This window comes from Streptomyces barringtoniae (assembly GCF_020819595.1).
In the GTDB taxonomy this organism is placed as follows: domain Bacteria; phylum Actinomycetota; class Actinomycetes; order Streptomycetales; family Streptomycetaceae; genus Streptomyces; species Streptomyces barringtoniae.
Genome location: NZ_JAJHNP010000001.1, coordinates 429,212 through 445,825, shown reverse-complemented (window position 1 = coordinate 445,825; position 16,614 = coordinate 429,212). Strand labels below are relative to the sequence as shown.

Genomic DNA, 16,614 nt, shown 5'->3' with positions numbered 1-16,614 from the left:
TTCGTGCTGCGCGCCACGGCGCAGTGGATCACTCTGGGTGTCCCGGTAACACCGAGAGTGAGGAGTCTGTATGCGCCGTTCCTTTGGGCGGGCACTGATCGGGCCGCTGGCCCTGGCCGCCGCCATGACCGCCATACCGCTGGTGAGCGCGGCTCCCGTGGCCGCCGACAGCGTGGTGGTCGGGGGCTTTCCGATAGACGTCTCCCAGGCCCCGTGGACGGTCGCGCTGTCCAGCCGTGACCGGTTCGGAGGTACGCGGGCGGGCCAGTTCTGCGGCGGGGTCGCGATCGCACCGACGGCGGTACTCACCGCGGCCCACTGCCTGAGCGAGGACGTCCTCGGGGCGCCCCCGAACCGCGTGCCCGACTTCCGGGTGATCGCGGGACGCACCGATCTGCTGTCGGGAGAGGGCCAGGAGATCGCCGTACGCGACGCCCGGATCAATCCCGGGTACGACAGCGCGACCAACGCCGGTGACTTCGCCGTACTCACTCTCGCCAAACCGCTGCCGCAGAGCGCGGTCATTGGCATGGCGGGCGCGGGCGATCCGGCCTACAAGGCGGGAACGCAGGCCTTGGTCTCCGGATGGGGTGACACGACGGGCAAGGGCGCCTATGCGCACAGGCTGTACGCCGCACACGTGCGCGTGCTGCCGGACGACCTCTGCGCCCGCGCCTATCCGAGCGGTCCAGACGGCACCTACCGGGCCGGCAGCATGCTGTGCGCCGGAGAGGCCGCCGGCGGTCCGGACGCCTGCCAGGGAGACAGCGGCGGCCCGCTGGTGGCGGGCGGGCGGCTGATCGGGCTCGTGTCGTGGGGGAGCGGCTGCGGCAGGCGTGGAAGTCCCGGCGTGTACACACGCGTCTCCGAGGCCGTCAGAACCCTGGAAGGAGCCTCAGGGGGCCTGAAAGGGGCCCATGGGCACTCCTGAGGCGCCGGCACGGGACATGAGCACGGGCGGCCACTCCTGGGAAGGAGCGGCCGCCCGTTCACCGGCCTGTACCGGGGCTGGCTCGTCGTGTGTGCGAGATTCAGCGCTCTTCTTCGGAAGCGGTGTTCGGAGCGGAGGTGAGCCGCTCCGTCTCGTCCTGTATCTCAGCGGCGATCTTCTTGAGTTCCGGCTCGAACTTGCGACCGTGGTGGGCGCAGAAGAGCAGTTCTCCGCCGCTGAGCAGGACGACGCGCAGGTATGCCTGGGCGCCGCAGCGGTCGCAGCGATCGGCGGCCGTCAACGGGCTCGCGGGGGTCAGAACAGTAGTCACGTCGCCTCTTCTCTAGCTCGACGAGCTGTCGTACCAGGGTCAACATCCAACCAGCCCGTAAACGTTCCCGCTCGTGGCTTTTCCTCGAAAAAATCTTCCGGGGCGGCTGTCTGCTGCCGGTTGGCGGCGAATGTGCCGTAGTGCGTCTCTCGTGGTGCTTACGGTTTCGCGCGGTGTTGTATCTCGGTCCTCCAGGCCGGGTTGCCTGTTGTTCATGAGGACGTGCCCGGAGCCTAAATGGTTCATGCCTCCAATGGAACGTGATATGTACTTCACTCCATCGAGGGATCGAACATGCATGCGAGTCTGGACTAGTCTGAGTTCTCGACGAGGGTGGCGTTACACCGGCTCTACCAGGCCTCGGTACCCTCTGAGCGGCAACCGAAGCCGCCCCCTTACCCAGTAGGGGGTCAACTGAAATTCAGCGAGGAGCGAACCGCGTGACCGCCGACACGTCCGTGCCGTCCACAGCGCTGCTGGCAGGAGCAGACCGGGACGGTTCCAACTACACCGCGCGGCACCTGCTCGTCCTCGAGGGCCTCGAGGCCGTGCGCAAGCGCCCGGGCATGTACATCGGCTCGACCGACAGCCGCGGTCTGATGCACTGCCTGTGGGAGATCATCGACAACTCCGTGGACGAGGCCCTCGCGGGCGTCTGCGACCGCATCGAGGTGATCCTCCACGACGACGGCTCCGTGGAAGTGCGCGACAACGGCCGCGGCATCCCCGTCGACGTGGAGCCCAGGACCGGCCTGTCCGGCGTCGAGGTCGTCATGACCAAGCTCCACGCCGGTGGCAAGTTCGGCGGCGGCTCGTACGCCGCCTCCGGCGGTCTGCACGGCGTAGGCGCGTCCGTGGTCAACGCCCTCTCCGCCCGTCTCGACGTCGAGGTGGACCGCGGCGGCCACACGCACGCCATCAGCTTCCGGCGCGGCGTGCCCGGTGCCTTCGCGGCCGACGGTGCCGACGCCAAGTTCGAGGCCAAGAGCGGTCTGCGCAAGACCAAGAAGGTCCCCAGGACCCGTACCGGCACGCGCGTGCGCTACTGGGCCGACCGCCAGATCTTCCTCAAGGACGCCAAGCTCTCCCTGGAGAACCTCCACCAGCGCGCTCGGCAGACCGCCTTCCTGGTGCCGGGCCTGACGATCGTCGTCCGCGACGAGTTCGGCCTGGGCGACGGCGGCAGCAAGGGCGAGGAATCCTTCCGCTTCGACGGCGGCATCAGCGAGTTCTGCGAGTACCTGGCGGGCGACAAGCCGGTCTGCGACGTCCTCCGCTTCTCGGGCAAGGGCATCTTCAAGGAGACCGTCCCCGTCCTCGACGAGCACGGCCAGATGACCCCCACCGAGGTCACCCGTGAACTGGGCGTGGACATCGCGATGCGCTGGGGTACGGGCTACGACACGACCGTCCGGTCGTTCGTCAACATCATCGCCACCCCCAAGGGCGGCACCCATGTCTCGGGCTTCGAACAGTCCGTGACAGGCGTGTTCAACGATGTGCTGCGCGCCAAGAAGCTGCTGCGGGTGGCCGAGGACAACATCGTCAAGGACGACGCCCTCGAGGGCCTCACCGCCGTCGTGACCGTGCGCCTGGCCGAGCCGCAGTTCGAGGGCCAGACCAAGGAGGTCCTGGGCACGTCGGCGGCTCGCCGCATCGTGAACAACGTGGTCACCAAGGAGCTGAAGGCGTTCCTGACCAGCACGAAGCGGGACGCCGCCGCGCAGGCCCGCGTCGTCATGGAAAAGGTGGTGGCCGCCGCCCGCACGCGCGTCGCGGCTCGCCAGCACAAGGACGCCCAGCGCCGGAAGACCGCCCTGGAGTCCTCGTCCCTGCCGGCGAAGCTCGCCGACTGCCGCAGCGACGACGTCGACCGCAGCGAGCTGTTCATCGTCGAGGGCGACTCCGCGCTCGGTACGGCCAAGCTGGCGCGGAACTCCGAGTTCCAGGCCCTGCTGCCGATCCGCGGCAAGATCCTCAACGTGCAGCGTTCGTCGGTGACCGACATGCTCAAGAACGCCGAGTGCGGCGCGATCATCCAGGTCATAGGAGCCGGCTCGGGCCGCACCTTCGACATCGACCAGGCCCGCTACGGCAAGATCATCATGATGACCGACGCCGATGTGGACGGCTCCCACATCCGCTGCCTGCTGCTCACGCTGTTCCAGCGCTACATGCGGCCTATGGTCGAGGCCGGCCGGGTCTTCGCCGCGGTGCCGCCGCTGCACCGCATCGAGGTCGTCCAGCCGAAGAAGGGCCAGGACAAGTACGTCTACACGTACTCCGACCGCGAGCTGCGGGACAAGCTCATGGAGTTCCAGAGCAAGGGCATCCGGTACAAGGACTCCATCCAGCGCTACAAGGGTCTGGGCGAGATGGACGCCGACCAGTTGGCCGAGACCACGATGGACCCCCGTCACCGCACGCTGCGCAGGATCAACCTGTCCGACCTGGAGGCCGCCGAACAGGTCTTCGACCTGCTGATGGGCAACGACGTGGCGCCGCGCAAGGAGTTCATCTCCAGCTCGGCGGCGACGCTGGACCGGTCGCGCATCGACGCGTAGCGGCTGCGCCGGGCTTCGGCCGAGGGGGTTCGCCCGGGTTGGCCGACCTGGTTGGTCGGGGCCGTCGACGGGATGCGTGGCCGGCGGAGGGAGACGGTGGTCTTCCTCCGCCGGCCGGGTGGTTCCTTTCGGTTGGGCGGATGGTCTTCGGGGGGCCGGTGGGGTCGCCTTGCGCCCGGTGGTCTGGTGGTCTTCTGCGGTTGGCTGGAGGGGCTGGGCCGGTGGCCGGGTGGTCCTCTGCGTCCACCGGGGGTCCGGGCCGGTGGCCGGGTGGTCTTCCGAGGTCGGCTGATGAGCCTTGCGCCGGTCGTCGAGTGGTGTCCCTTCGCCGGTCGGGTGCGGCGGCCGGTGGGCCCTGGCCTGGACACGGCAGACCGCACCTTCGACTGCGGTGAGGACGCCTACGACCGCGACGACAGCGCCGGTGCCGGCCTCGCAGCCGACAGCGGGCACCGCACGCCACGCCCACCACCGCGTTTCCCGCGCAGCTGGCAGAATTCCGCCCAGCCGACGACGGCCTTGGTCGGCCTGCTCGCTCCCCGACGAGCACACTGCCCGGGACCGTGGCGCACTCCGGCTACGTCGTCTCCCCGGACAAGGCCTGGTCCGGCGCGGCTGGCGTGGGGCTCGCGGGTGTTTGTGGGCGCTGCCGTCAGCTCCCTCCCATTCCAGGCCCTGCCGTTGTGAGCAGCTGGAGGTCCCGGCGTTTCGGCGGATACCGGACGGCGGCGGTGGTGCCGGGCCTCGTGTGCACCCCGTCACCGGCCCTGTCGGCCATGGGGCACTGCCGCCCGGAGGCCCGCGCCGCTCACGGTCGGTCGCCGGAAACCTGGCCCAATCTGCCCTGACCGACCCCCGTCACTACCCCGGACCGGTAGGCGCACCCGCCGGATCTACACCCGTGGGTGGAGACGAGCCGCTCAGGGTTTCCACCCTTGATCCACCCCGGCTCCGATCTCCCGACCTGCGCTTTTCCGTAGCTTCGTAGGTGTCGGCAGCACCCGCTCCCGGCACCCCCCTCTCGCTCACGGAGGCTTTGATGTCCGGGCTCGTCAACGCGCTGGTGATCGTGGCCGTCGCCGCCATAGTGATCGTGCGGCAGTTCCGCGCCCGCGCGATCAACACCGACCGGCGCTGGTGGCTGATCCCCGCGGTCCTCGCCGTCGTCGCGCTGCGCGAACCCGGCATCCTCGACGCCCACCACCGTGTGGAATCCGCCGTGGTGCTCGCGGTGGAGCTGGTCATCGGTGTGGCCACCGGCGCCGGCTGGGCCTGGACGACCCGCATCTGGACGGAGCCGGACGGCGTCGTGTGGACCAAGAGCACCAAGGCGAGCGTTGCGGTATGGATCGTGGGCATAGCCCTCCGCATCGGTGTCTACGCCGTCGGTGCCGCACTCGGCCTGCACCAGGACAGCTCCGCCCTGATGTGCGCTCTCGCCGCCACCCTGCTGGTCCGCGGCGGAATCCTGGTCTGGCGGGCGCAGTCCCTCGGCACCGCGAACCACCCCGCTCCGGCGTACGGTGACGGCATGCGGTCGGTCGGGAGGGAGCGCGCGTGAAGGAGAACGCCTGGACACGCTGGCCGTCGCGGGAGGCGCTCGGCCGCCAGGGAACCTCCAGGCCCCGGCGCCTGATCGCCTGGTCCGTCAGGATCCTGGTGATCGGCATGCTCCTGTGGGGCGCGTACAACCAGAGGCACATCGGCCCCTGGGGCGGACTCGCCGCGATGGCCGGGGTCCTCGCCACCGCTCTCCTGGCCTGGGCCTTCTTCAGGACCACCTACCAGCACCGACTGGTGCCCTCCCTGGCGCTGATGGGCGCGATCATGGGCATCGCGGTCATGGCTGAGGCCACCGGGTTCAGAGGGCCGGCCCTCGTTATCTGGTGCGGCTGTGGGATCGGCGCCCTGGAGCGGCTGCCGCTCGCGGCCGCGGCTCCGGTGACCTCGGTGGGCCTGGCCGCGTACGCCGCATTCAACAACGACGTGTGGCTGACCACGGCCGCCTCGGTCGCTGGTATGGCCCTCGCCGGATACGTCCTGCGGCTGGACGCCGAAGCCCGCGGCCATGCGCAGCAACTGCTTGCCCAGGAGCGCGCTGCCCGGGCGGCCGAGGCGGAGTCCGCGGCGCTGGCCGAGCGAGCCCGCATCGCACGGGAGATCCACGACGTGCTGGCCCACAGCCTCTCGGCTCAGCTGGTGCACCTGGAGGCGGCCCGGCTGCTGATCGAGAACGGCGCGGACCGTGAACGCATCCTGGAGCGGGTGGTGGCCGCCCGGGGCATGGCGCGCGACGGACTCGCCGAGACCCGGCAGGCCCTGTCCGCGCTGCGGGGGGAGCTGACACCGCTGGAGGATTTCCTGGGCGAGCTCGTCAGCGGGGCCGACGGCGCCGAGGTCACCGTGACGGGTGAGCGCAGACCCCTGTCGGCCGAGGCCTCCCAGGCCGTGCGCAGGGTCGCCCAGGAGGCGCTGACCAACGTCCGCAAGCACGCGCAGGGCGCCAAGGTGCACCTGCGACTCGACTACAGCGAGCACGAAGTGACGCTGGACGTACGGGACTCGGGCGGACGGCCGGGCGAGCTCACGGGATCCGGAGGCGGGTACGGTCTGCTGGGGATGCGTGAGCGGGCCGAGCTGCTGGGCGGCTCACTGGACGCGCGGCCGGACGAGGAGGGGTTCGCGGTGACGCTGAAGGTGCCTGTATGACGGAGACGGAGGGGGAGAAGAAGCCCGCACGGGTGGTGGTCGCCGACGACCAGACCGTGGTCCGGGAGGGCATCGTGATGCTGCTCGGGCTGCTGCCCGGCGTGGAGGTCGTGGGTGCCGCGGGAGACGGCGAGGAGGCGGTGCGGCTCGTCGGGGAACTGGCCCCGGACGTCGTCCTGATGGACCTCAGGATGCCCCGATGCGACGGTGTGGAGGCCACCCGGCGGATCCGGGCGCAGTACCCGGGGACCCAGGTCGTGGTGCTCACCACGTACGCGGACGACGAATCGCTGTTCCCCGCGCTGCGTGCCGGCGCCCGGGGGTATCTGACCAAGGACGCGGGCGGTGACGAGATCGTGCGTGCCGTGGAGAGCGTGCTGTCGGGGGATGCAGGTCTGTCGCCGAGTGTCCAACGCCGGTTGCTGGAGCGGCTGTCACAGCCCGAGCCCGGCCCGTCGGCGACCGTCGAGGCGCCGCCCGACGGACTGACGGCGCGGGAGACCGAGGTACTGCTGCTGATCGCCGAAGGGCTCAGCAACCAGGAGATCGCCCGCAAGTTGCATGTGTCGACCGCGACCGTGAAGACACACATCAACAACCTCTTCGCCAAAACGGGCCTCAAGGACCGCGCGCAGGCGGTGCGTTACGCCTACAGCAAAGGGCTGGTGCGGCCGCCCACCCAGTGAATCACCTGATGGGGTGAAGAGCCGGAGGAAGAAGAGTCAGGGATCTTCCCGATCTGTCCATCCTTGGGCATGCAGTCAAGCAACGGTCGTGCCCGTGGAGCCGGGGACGGTCCCGACAGTTCGGCCGAGAACCAGCAGGACCACGGCGCGCCCTCCCGCGACGTGCCGTACGAAGACCCTTGGTACGACGCTCTGGCCTCCGGCTGGGGCGAGCTGGACGGCACCGGTGCGCCGGCGCCGGGGGTGCCCCCCGCTCGTGGGGAGCTGAGCGCAGCGGCGGTTCGCGCACGCGATGTGTACGTTGAGGTGCAGCGCAGCGCGGCGTTCCAGGAGGTGCGCGCCAGGTATCGGCGGTTCGTCGTGCCGGGAGTTGCCGCCTTCCTCGCCTGGTACGTGGGCTATGTCGTCACGGCCACGGCCGCGCCGGGGCTCATGGCCCGGCCCGTGGCGGGCGCGGTGAACGTGGCCATGCTGGCCGGGCTGGGACAGTTCCTCACCACGTTCCTGCTGACCTGGGCCTACGCCCGGCATGCGCGGCTGCGCCGGGACCGGGCGGCGCTGGAGTTGCGCTGGGACACCCAGGAACTGACCCGCGAAGTGCGGGGAGATGCCTCGTGACCGGTGAGCATCAGACGCTGGCGCTGCTGATGTTCAGCGGTTTCGTGGCCGTCACCCTCGGGATCACGACGTGGGTGAGTCGTCGCCGGCATGGTTCGGCGGAGGAGTTCTACGCGGGAGGGCGGCTGTTCTCTCCGATGGAGAATGGTTTTGCCATCGCGGGTGACTACATGTCGGCCGCCTCTTTCCTCGGGGTCACGGGGCTCATCGCGCTGTACGGGTACGACGGGATGCTGTATGTCGTGGGGTTCCTGGTGGCCTGGCTGGTCGTGCTGTTCCTGGTGGCCGAACTGGTGCGCAACTGCGGGCGGTTCACCTTGGCCGACGTGGTGGCCGCGCGGATGAGCGAGCGGCCGGTGCGGATCGCGGCGGGAACGTCCTCGGTCACGGTGTCCGTTCTGTATCTGGTGGCACAAATGGTCGGCGCGGGCAGCCTGGTGGCGCTGCTGCTGGGGCGGACGAGCGGAGCAGCGCAGGCCTGGGCGGTCGTCGGGGTCGGCGCGCTCATGGTGATCTATGTGTCGTTGGGAGGGATGCGGGCCACCACCTGGATCCAGATCGTGAAGGCGGTGCTGCTGCTCAGCGGCACCATCGCGCTGACCGTTCTCGTCCTGCTGCGCTTCCACGGCGATGTCGACCGCCTGCTGCTCACGGCCGCGGACCGCAGCGGTCACGGACGGGCGTTCCTGGCCCCGGGCCTGAAGTACGGCGGGAACTGGACCGCCCGCCTGGACTTCATCAGCCTGGGAATCGCCCTCGTGCTGGGCACGGGAGGCCTGCCGCACATCCTGTCCCGCTTCTACACCGTGCCCACCGCGCGGGCCGCCCGCCGTTCCGCGGTGTGGTCCATCGGGCTGATCGGCGGCTTCTACCTGATGACGATCGTCCTCGGCTTCGGGGCAGCCGCGGTGGTGGGGACGGACGCGGTGCGCGGGTCGAACGCGGCCGGGAACACCGCGGTGCCGCTGCTCGCCCTCGACCTGGGCGGTGGCGTCGGCTCCACCGGTGGCACGGTCCTGTTCGCGGTCGTCGCTGCCGTCGCCTTCGCCACCATCCTCGCGGTGGTCGCCGGCATCACGCTCGCCTCGTCGGCGTCGGTGGCGCACGACCTGTACGCGTCGCTGCGGCGCTCGCGCGGCACGGCACTCAGCGAGGTGGCGGTGGCGCGCTGGGCGGCGGTCGGTATCGGGGTCGTGGCGATCGCCCTCGGTCTGCTGGCCCGTGACCTCAACGTCGCCTTCCTCGTCGGACTGGCCTTCGCCGTCGCCGCGTCGGCGAACCTCCCGGTGCTGTTGTACTCGCTGTTCTGGCGCGGCTTCACCACCCGCGGCGCGGTCTGGGCCGTGTACGGCGGGCTGATCCCGGCGCTCGGGCTGGTGCTGCTCTCCCCCGTGGTGTCCGGCAGCCCCACATCGCTGTTCCCGGACGTCGACTTCCAGTACTTCCCGCTGCAGAACCCGGGCATCGTCTCCATTCCGCTCGGCTTCCTCGCCGGCTGGCTCGGCACGATCACCTCCGACGAGGTCGCCGACGAGGCCGGGTACGCCGAGACGGAGGTCCGGTCACTGACGGGCGCCGGCGCCGTGTAGCGCGCCGGACCGATCGCTACGGCGCCACCCAGGCGTACCGGTGCTCCGGCCGGCCGGTGTCGCCGTACTTCAGGGAGAGCCGGAGCCTGCCGGCCTGTTCCAGATGGCGGAGATAGCGCTGGGCCGTGGAGCGGCTCAGGCCGGTCCTGGCGGCCACCTCGTGGGCGGACAGCGGCTGGTCGGCGCGGTGCAGGACGCCGCAGATGAGATCGGTCGTGGGCTCCGAGTGGCCGCTCGGCAGGCCGGGCGCGGACGGCGCGGGAGACGTCCGCAGCGCCCCGAAGATCCGGTCGACCTGCTCCTGCCCGGTCAGGCCGTGGCCGCCGACCCGGTCCACCGTGCGGCGCAGCGCGGCGTAGGAGTCGAGGCGGGCCCGCAGGGCGGCGAAGGTGAAGGGCTTGACCAGGTAGTGCAGGGCACCCAGGCGCATCGCCTGCTGCACGGTCGTCACATCGCTGGCCGCGGTGATCATGATGACGTCCGTGCCGTGGCCCTGCTCCCGCATGCGGTGCACGAGATCGAGACCTGTCTGGTCCGGCAGGTAGTGGTCGAGCAGGACCAGGTCGATGGTGCCGCGTTCGACGGCGGCCAGCGCCTGGGCGGCGCTGTGTGCGCGGGCGGTCACCCGGAAGCCTGGAACCTTTCCCACGTACTTGGCGTTTATCTCAGCGACGCGGAAGTCGTCGTCCACGACCAGGACGTCAATCATCAGGCCTCTCCTCCAAGGCCGACGAGCGTTAAGCCCGTGTTTCGGCTCCGCAGTTGTAGCGCGAGCAAAAAGAGCACAACAGGCTCCTGCGAGCAAAAGAACGGCTTGTGCTCACAAGACTCCTGTTGTGGCCGGGGCCACACCTACCGTCCCGGCCATGAGCGCAGACACCAGCCCCGCCATCGAGCTGCGGGGCGCGACCAAGACCTTCAGAACCCCGTCAGGAGGACGGCACACGGCCGTCCGCGGTCTGGACCTCACCGTCGAACGCGGTGAGTTCGTGGCCGTCGTGGGCCCGACCGGCTGCGGCAAGTCCACCACGCTGACGCTGGTCAGCGGCCTGGAGGAGCCCACCGAGGGCGAGGTGCTGGTGGCCGGCGAGCCGGTCGACGGCGTCGGCGACAAGGTCGGTTTCGTCTTCCAGCAGGACGCCACCTTCCCCTGGCGCACGGTCCTGTCCAACGTCATGGCGGGCCCCCGCTTCCGGGGCCTACCGAAGGCCGAGGCCAAGGAGAAGGCCCGGGAGTGGCTGGCCCGCGTCGGCCTCGCCGCCTTCGAGGACCGTTACCCGCATCAGCTCTCCGGCGGTCAGCGCAAGCGCGTCGCGCTCGCCGCCACGTTCGTCAACGATCCCGAGATCCTGCTGATGGACGAGCCGTTCTCGGCGCTGGACGTGCAGACCCGGGCACTGATGTCGGACGAGCTGCTGGAGCTGTGGGAGGGCACGGGCGCCTCCGTCGTCTTCGTCACCCACGACCTGGAGGAGTCCATCGCGCTCGCCGACAAGGTCGTCGTGATGACCGCAGGACCCGCGACCGTGAAGCAGGTCTTCGAGATCGACCTGCCGCGGCCGCGCAAGGTCGAGTCGGTGCGCCTGGAGCCGCGGTTCATCGAGATCTACCGCGAGATCTGGGAGTCCCTCGGCGAAGAGGTCCGCATCACCCGTGAAAGGGGTGCCGCCCATGTCGCCTGACGTCATGCCCGAGGCCCAGGTCGCCCTGACCATGACGGAGCCCGCCGACAAGACGAACCGTGCGCAGACCCGCGCCCAGGCAGCCCGCCGCCGCAAGGCCCTCGTCGCCGCCATACGCGTGCTGCTGCTGGTGGCCGTCCTCGGGCTGTGGGAGGGACTGTCCCGGGCGAAGGTCATCGATCCGTTCAACTTCTCGATGCCCTCGAAGATCTGGGACCAGATCTGGACCTGGGTGATGCACGGGACGGCGCTCGGCTCCCTCGGCGAACAGATCTGGTACACGCTCTACGAGGCTCTGCTCGGCTGGGTCCTCGGTGTGGCCGGCGGTGTGCTCCTCGGTATCGCACTCGGACGGATCAGATTGCTCGCCGAGGTCCTTGGTCCATACATCAAGGTGCTCAACTCGATCCCCAGGATCGTCCTGGCACCGATCTTCCTGATCTGGTTCGGGCTCGGGCCGTCCTCGAAGGTCGCCTCCGCCGTCGTCCTGGTCTTCTTCCCGGTGTTCTTCAACGCCTTCCAGGGCGCCCGTGAGGTGGACCGCAATCTGGTGGCCAACGCCCGCATCCTGGGCGCCAGCGACCGCCGGGTGACGCTCCAGGTGGTCATCCCTTCGGCCACCTCCTGGATCTTCACCAGCCTCCACGTCAGCTTCGGCTTCGCGCTCATCGGCGCCATCGTCGGCGAGTACATCGGCGCGACCAAGGGCATCGGCCTGCTGGTCTCGCAGTCGCAGAACACCTTCAACGCGGCCGGCGTCTACGCCGCGATGGTCATCCTCGCCGTCGTCGCCCTCGCCGCCGAGGGGCTGCTGACCGTCGCCGAGCGCCGCATCTTCCGCTGGAAGCCCGCCGGTTCCGACAGCTGACCGGCCGCTCACCGGTCCATCCCGGCCCCTGTCCGGGCCGCCTCCGGGCCTTCCCGGACCAGCCCCCCACGCGTTCCCCGTACCGCCCTCTCACAAGGACGTGAACCGCATGCGCAAGACCGCCAGATACGCCTCCCTGGCCGCCGCCGGCCTGCTCGCGCTCTCCTCCCTCACCGCCTGCGCCAACGACGCGGCCAGTTCCACGGCCGACACCGGAAGCGACTCCGGCGGCGGGAAGGGCGAGAGCGTCAAGATCATGGTCGGCGGCCTGGACAAGGTCATCTACCTGCCCGCGATGCTCACCCAGCGCCTCGGCTACTTCCAGGCGGAGGGTTTGAACGTCCAACTCCTCAGCGAGCCCGCCGGTGTCCAGGCCGAGACCGCGCTCGTCTCCGGCCAGGTACAGGGCGCGGTCGGCTTCTACGACCACACCCTCGACCTGCAGACCAAGGGCAAGTCGGTGGAGTCGGTCGTGCAGTTCTCGCGTGCGCCGGGCGAGGTCGAGGTGGTCTCCGACAAGGCGGCCGGCGACCTCACGTCGCCCAAGGACTTCAAGGGCCGGAAGCTGGGCGTGACCGGGCTCGGTTCCTCCACCGACTTCCTCACCAAGTACCTCGCGGTCAAGAACGGCGTGAACGTCAGCGAGTTCACGCCCGTCGCCGTAGGCGCCGGACCGACCTTCATCGCGGCCCTCCAGAAGGGGGCGATCGACGGCGGTATGACCACCGACCCGACCGTCGCCACGATCCTGGACAAGAAGGCCGGCAAGGTCCTCATCGACATGCGCACCCCCGAGGGCTCGCAGAAGGCGCTCGGCGGGCCGTACCCGTCGTCAAGTCTGTACATGCAGACGGACTGGGTGAACGGACACAAGGACACCGTCCAGAAGTTGGTCAACGCATTCGTCAAGACGCTCAAGTGGATGTCCACCCACAACGCCGACGAGATCGCCGCAAAGATGCCGGCCGACTACTCCCAGGGCGACAAGGCGCTCTACACGCAGGCAGTCAAGAGCACCCTGCCGATGTTCACCGACGACGGTGTGATGCCCCAGGGTGGTCCGGAGACCGTTGAGAAGGTCCTCAAGTCGTTCAACCCCAACATCAAGAACGCCAAGGTCGACTTGGGCAAGACGTACACGACCGAGTTCGTCGACGCCGCCAAGTAGACCCTGTTGATCACAGACTCCGCTCAGCCGCGGGTCGCCCACACGTAACGGTGTTCCGGGCGGCCCGCGTCGCCGTACTTGAGGGTCAGCAGCGCCCGTCCCGTGCGCTCCAGGAGCTTCAGATACCGCTGGGCCGTCTGCCGGCTCACCCCCGTCCGCTCGGCGATCTCCTGGGCGGACAGCGGACCCTCGGCGTTCATCAGCGCCTGGCGCACCAGCTCGGCCGTCGTGGGGGAGTGCCCCTTGGGCAGCCCGGGCTCCGACGGCGCGGACAGGGCGCCGAAGATGCGGTCCACCTGCGCCTGTTCGGCCTCGCCGCCGCCGTCCAGCGTGCGCCGCAGCTGCGCGTACGCCTCCAGCTTGGCGCGCAGTCCGGCGAAGGCGAACGGTTTCACCAGGTACTGCAGCGCCCCCTGCCGCATCGCGGCCTGGACGGTCGACACGTCCCGCGCCGCCGTCACCATGATCACGTCGGCCTGGTGGCCGCGCCGGCGCATCTCCCGGACGACCGCGAGACCGGTGTCGTCGGGCAGGTAGTGGTCCATGAGGACCAGGTCCAGCCGCGGCAGCGTCTCCACCTGCCGCAGCGCCTCGGCGGCGCTGTGCGCCTCGCCGGCCACGTGGAATCCCGGCACCTTCGCCACGTACGCGGCGTTGACCCGGGCGACGCGCGCGTCGTCGTCCACGACCAGGACCTCGATCATCGGGCCTCCTCCTCGGCGACGGCAGCGGGCTCGAGGGACTTCTCGCGCACCGCGGGCTCCAGCTCCGGCTCGGTCAGCGCCTCCGGCAGGACCACGGTGAACTCCGCGCCGCCGCCGTCCGCCGCGTCCACCGTCGCGCTGCCGCCCTGCCGTTCGGCGAGCCGGCGCACCAGCGAGAGCCCGAGGCCCCGTTTGCCGTGCGCGGGCGGCTTCTTGGTGGACCAGCCCTCCGTGAAGACCAGCTCCCGCTGATCGGCCGGGATTCCGGGGCCCGTGTCGCGCACCCTGAGGACGACCGTACGGGCCTCCGTGCGCAACTCGACCTCCACGCGCGCGTGCAGCGTGCCGGCCACCGCGTCGACGGCGTTGTCCACCAGGTTGCCCACGACCGTGACCAGACCCCGCGGATCGATCAGCCGGTCGGGCAGCCGGGTGTGCTCCGACACCCACAGCGCGACGCCCCGCTCGGCCGCCACGGTCGCCTTGCCGACCAGCAGCGCCGCGAGCAGGGGATCCTGGATCTTCTCGGTGACCTGCTCGGCGGTGACCCGGTGGTCGCCGACCACCTCGCCGACGAACTCCACGGCGTCGTCGTACATGTCCAGCTCCAGCAGGCCGAGCAGGGTGTGCATGCGGTTGGCGTGCTCGTGGTCCTGGGCGCGCAGGGCGTCGATCAGCCCGCGCGTGGAGTCGAGTTCGCGCCCCAGCTGCTCCAGTTCGGTGCGGTCGCGCAGGGTCGCGACGGCGCCGCCGTCGTCGGTGGGCATACGGTTGGCGACCAGCACGCGCTGGCCGCGCACGGTGAGCAGATCGGTGCCGGTCACCCGGCCGGCCAGGACGTCCGTCGTACGGCCCGCGCCGAGCGCGTCGTCCGGGGTCTGCCCGACCGCCTCGTCGCCGATGCCGAGCAGCCGCCGCGCCTCGTCGTTGAGCAGGCGGATACGACCGCCGCGGTCGAGCGCGACCACGCCCTCACGGATGCCGTGCAGCATCGCCTCGCGCTCCGCGAGCAGCGCCGAGATGTCGGAGAAGGCCAGGTCCCGGGTCTGCCGCTGGACCCGCCGGGAGATCAGCCAGGCGGCCAGCGCGCCCACCGCGAGAGCGCCCCCGGCGTACGCGAACAGACCCGGGATCGCGCTGATCAGCCGCGCCCGCACGCTGTCGTAGGCGATACCGACCGAGACCGCCCCGATGATGCGGTCGTGCGCGTCGTACAGCGGCACCTTGCCGCGCGCGGAGCGGCCCAGGGTGCCGTTGTCGATCTCCATGACCTCATGACCGGCCAGGGCCGGCCTGGGGTCGGTGGAGACGTGCCCGCCGATCTCCGAGCGGGTGGTGTGCGACCAGCGCATGCCCCGCCGGTCCATCACCACGATGTACTCCGCGTGGGTGGCCCGTCGGATGCGCTCGGCCTCCTTCTGCACCGGACCGTTCGCGGTCGGCGGGGTGGTCAGGACGCCCTCGGCGATCTGCGGGTCCTGGGCCGTCGTCTGCGCGATGGCCAGGGCGCGGCGCTCCGCCTCCTGGTCCAGCTGCCTGCTCAGCGGCGCCAGGAACAGGCCGGTCGCGAGCACCGCGACCCCCGCGGCGATCGCCACCTGCATCAGCAGCACCTGCGAGAACACCCGCCGCGGCAGACCGAGGCGCAGACGGCGTGCGGGTGGAGTGGGGCTCATAGCCACGACGGTACGTGGGGTGGCCCGGCGCGCCCCAGAGGGTGTGGTGGGGATCTCTTGACCAGTTCTTGAAGGAGGCGGTCGCTGCGGCAGGGCGGTCGCTCAGCTCGCCAGCGCCGTCGGCCTCAGCTCGCGCACGGCCACGACATCCATCCGGGCCGGTGTGCCGAGCACCGCCGCGCCGCAGCTCTCCGGCCGGGGCGGCAGCGACGCCCGCTGCGCCACGGTCACCCGCCAGCGGCGGCCGTCGGCGTGCCCGACGGTGACCTCCCAGCGCGGAGCCGCACCCTCGGTCCGTACGACGCTCAGCAGCCCCGCCCGGTCCTCGCCCGCCACCGACCGGACGGCCAGCTCGGCCGCCTGACCGGGCCGTTCCCAGGCGGAGCAGCCGCGGCACCCCTCGGCCACCACGCGCCCCTCCTGCGCGCCGTGCAGCGCCTCCTTGATGGTGTGCGCCTCTGCGCGGCCGTAGGCGTAGCCGTACGGCAGGACGAGCACGGTCGGCGAGAAGCGATGTCCACCCAGATGGGTGACCTCCCAGACGCCGCGTACTCCCGAGGCGGACAGTTCGGTGGCGAGGGGACGGCCCAGGAGGGCGCAGCAGCGGTCGCGTTTGCCGTTGGTGCACACGAACGCGAGCGGGTCGCCGCGGTGCGGACGCCCGCCGAGCGCGGCGCCGAAGGAACGGTGGTCCCCCGCTCCCAGGGCCGCGAAGTCCAGGCCGAGCAGGCGGCGCGGATCGCGGGTCGTGGCGCTGTGCAGCCATACGCGGCCCGGCACGGTGTGCGCGGCGTACACCTGCCGGACCGCGGGCCGGCCGGGGTCGGCGTGACGTCCGGGGCGCCGGATGAGCGCGAGGCGTACGCCGGTTCCCCCGGCGGCCGCCTCCAGCGCCCGTCCGACAGCGGGGTCCAGGTGGCTCGACGTGAGCGCCTTGACGCCCCACGGGCCGGGCTGTTCCAGCAGCAGCCACGTCGTCGCCGTGGCCGCCGTACCGGAAACGGGCTCGTCGAGGCTCCGGGAGACGGTCGCACACCTACTCACAGAGGTGAGCCTAACCTGACTCTCCCTGGGGCGACTTCCGGCCG

At 70.6% G+C, this 16,614-nt stretch carries 15 protein-coding genes; 10 read left to right on the top strand and 5 right to left on the bottom strand.

Annotation, left to right across the window (positions count from 1 at the left end):
* Positions 1 to 70: 70 nt before the first annotated feature.
* A complete protein-coding gene (locus LMU33_RS01870) occupies positions 71 to 931 on the top strand; it encodes a serine protease (protein ID WP_228616685.1) in 861 nt (286 codons plus the stop codon).
* A 100-nt stretch (positions 932 to 1,031) separates the two neighbouring features.
* Here LMU33_RS01870 and LMU33_RS01865 read toward each other — a convergent pair whose 3' ends face one another.
* Positions 1,032 to 1,262, bottom strand: a complete 231-nt coding sequence (locus tag LMU33_RS01865; protein ID WP_146463514.1) for a DUF7455 domain-containing protein — start codon at positions 1,260 to 1,262, stop codon at positions 1,032 to 1,034.
* Positions 1,263 to 1,702: 440 nt separating this feature from the next.
* On the opposite strand from LMU33_RS01865, the gene LMU33_RS01860 reads away from it, so the two are divergent.
* The 6 genes from LMU33_RS01860 (at position 1,703) to LMU33_RS01835 (ending at position 9,428) form a co-directional block, all read left to right on the top strand.
* Positions 1,703 to 3,826 (top strand): DNA gyrase/topoisomerase IV subunit B, encoded by a 2,124-nt coding sequence (locus LMU33_RS01860; protein WP_228616683.1) that lies wholly within the window; start codon positions 1,703 to 1,705, stop codon positions 3,824 to 3,826.
* 1,039 nt (positions 3,827 to 4,865) lie between these two features.
* On the top strand, positions 4,866 to 5,387 hold the full coding sequence (locus LMU33_RS01855) for a CcdC protein domain-containing protein (RefSeq protein ID WP_228616681.1): 522 nt from the start codon (positions 4,866 to 4,868) through the stop codon (positions 5,385 to 5,387).
* Positions 5,384 to 6,535 (top strand): sensor histidine kinase, encoded by a 1,152-nt coding sequence (locus tag LMU33_RS01850; RefSeq protein WP_228616679.1) that lies wholly within the window; start codon positions 5,384 to 5,386, stop codon positions 6,533 to 6,535. Before LMU33_RS01855 ends, LMU33_RS01850 begins: the two co-directional genes overlap by 4 nt.
* Positions 6,532 to 7,221 carry a response regulator transcription factor gene (locus LMU33_RS01845; protein ID WP_228616677.1) on the top strand — a complete coding sequence of 230 codons (690 nt, stop codon included), beginning with the start codon at positions 6,532 to 6,534 and terminating at the stop codon, positions 7,219 to 7,221. The genes LMU33_RS01850 and LMU33_RS01845 overlap by 4 nt, the downstream gene beginning before the upstream one ends.
* 69 nt (positions 7,222 to 7,290) lie before the next feature.
* On the top strand, positions 7,291 to 7,839 hold the full coding sequence (locus LMU33_RS01840; protein ID WP_228616675.1) for a DUF485 domain-containing protein: 549 nt from the start codon (positions 7,291 to 7,293) through the stop codon (positions 7,837 to 7,839).
* Entirely contained in the window at positions 7,836 to 9,428 is a 1,593-nt protein-coding gene (locus tag LMU33_RS01835) for a monocarboxylic acid transporter (RefSeq protein WP_228616673.1), read from the top strand. Before LMU33_RS01840 ends, LMU33_RS01835 begins: the two co-directional genes overlap by 4 nt.
* A 16-nt stretch (positions 9,429 to 9,444) precedes the next feature.
* Here the strand turns inward: LMU33_RS01835 and LMU33_RS01830 are convergent, their stop codons facing one another.
* Positions 9,445 to 10,137 (bottom strand): response regulator, encoded by a 693-nt coding sequence (locus LMU33_RS01830; RefSeq protein WP_228616671.1) that lies wholly within the window; start codon positions 10,135 to 10,137, stop codon positions 9,445 to 9,447.
* Between the two features lie 157 nt (positions 10,138 to 10,294).
* Here LMU33_RS01830 and LMU33_RS01825 point away from each other — a divergent pair, with 157 nt between their 5' ends.
* The 3 genes from LMU33_RS01825 (at position 10,295) to LMU33_RS01815 (ending at position 13,146) form a co-directional block, all read left to right on the top strand.
* A complete protein-coding gene (locus LMU33_RS01825; protein WP_228616670.1) occupies positions 10,295 to 11,110 on the top strand; it encodes an ABC transporter ATP-binding protein in 816 nt (271 codons plus the stop codon).
* A complete protein-coding gene (locus LMU33_RS01820) occupies positions 11,100 to 11,978 on the top strand; it encodes an ABC transporter permease (protein WP_228616668.1) in 879 nt (292 codons plus the stop codon). Before LMU33_RS01825 ends, LMU33_RS01820 begins: the two co-directional genes overlap by 11 nt.
* A 109-nt stretch (positions 11,979 to 12,087) precedes the next feature.
* A complete protein-coding gene (locus tag LMU33_RS01815) occupies positions 12,088 to 13,146 on the top strand; it encodes an ABC transporter substrate-binding protein (RefSeq protein ID WP_228616666.1) in 1,059 nt (352 codons plus the stop codon).
* A gap of 23 nt (positions 13,147 to 13,169) precedes the next feature.
* On the opposite strand, the gene LMU33_RS01810 is transcribed toward LMU33_RS01815, so the two are convergent.
* The 3 genes from LMU33_RS01810 to LMU33_RS01800 form a co-directional block, all read right to left on the bottom strand.
* Positions 13,170 to 13,850 carry a response regulator gene (locus LMU33_RS01810; protein ID WP_228616664.1) on the bottom strand — a complete coding sequence of 227 codons (681 nt, stop codon included), beginning with the start codon at positions 13,848 to 13,850 and terminating at the stop codon, positions 13,170 to 13,172.
* A complete protein-coding gene (locus tag LMU33_RS01805; protein WP_228616662.1) occupies positions 13,847 to 15,526 on the bottom strand; it encodes an ATP-binding protein in 1,680 nt (559 codons plus the stop codon). The genes LMU33_RS01810 and LMU33_RS01805 overlap by 4 nt, the downstream gene beginning before the upstream one ends.
* 102 nt (positions 15,527 to 15,628) lie before the next feature.
* Positions 15,629 to 16,570, bottom strand: a complete 942-nt coding sequence (locus LMU33_RS01800) for a ferredoxin family protein (RefSeq protein ID WP_228616660.1) — start codon at positions 16,568 to 16,570, stop codon at positions 15,629 to 15,631.
* Between the last annotated feature and the right edge of the window lie 44 nt (positions 16,571 to 16,614).

What these genes read in the sequence shown, in the direction of transcription:
- LMU33_RS01825 (WP_228616670.1), top strand. Translation starts at nt 10,295, where the DNA reads ATGAGCGCAGACACCAGCCCCGCCATCGAGCTGCGGGGCGCGACCAAG.
- LMU33_RS01855 (WP_228616681.1), top strand. Translation starts at nt 4,866, where the DNA reads ATGTCCGGGCTCGTCAACGCGCTGGTGATCGTGGCCGTCGCCGCCATA.
- LMU33_RS01830 (WP_228616671.1), bottom strand. Translation starts at nt 10,137, where the DNA reads ATGATTGACGTCCTGGTCGTGGACGACGACTTCCGCGTCGCTGAGATA.
- LMU33_RS01810 (WP_228616664.1), bottom strand. Translation starts at nt 13,850, where the DNA reads ATGATCGAGGTCCTGGTCGTGGACGACGACGCGCGCGTCGCCCGGGTC.
- LMU33_RS01845 (WP_228616677.1), top strand. Translation starts at nt 6,532, where the DNA reads ATGACGGAGACGGAGGGGGAGAAGAAGCCCGCACGGGTGGTGGTCGCC.
- LMU33_RS01870 (WP_228616685.1), top strand. Translation starts at nt 71, where the DNA reads ATGCGCCGTTCCTTTGGGCGGGCACTGATCGGGCCGCTGGCCCTGGCC.
- LMU33_RS01805 (WP_228616662.1), bottom strand. Translation starts at nt 15,526, where the DNA reads ATGAGCCCCACTCCACCCGCACGCCGTCTGCGCCTCGGTCTGCCGCGG.
- LMU33_RS01815 (WP_228616666.1), top strand. Translation starts at nt 12,088, where the DNA reads ATGCGCAAGACCGCCAGATACGCCTCCCTGGCCGCCGCCGGCCTGCTC.
- LMU33_RS01840 (WP_228616675.1), top strand. Translation starts at nt 7,291, where the DNA reads ATGCAGTCAAGCAACGGTCGTGCCCGTGGAGCCGGGGACGGTCCCGAC.
- LMU33_RS01820 (WP_228616668.1), top strand. Translation starts at nt 11,100, where the DNA reads ATGTCGCCTGACGTCATGCCCGAGGCCCAGGTCGCCCTGACCATGACG.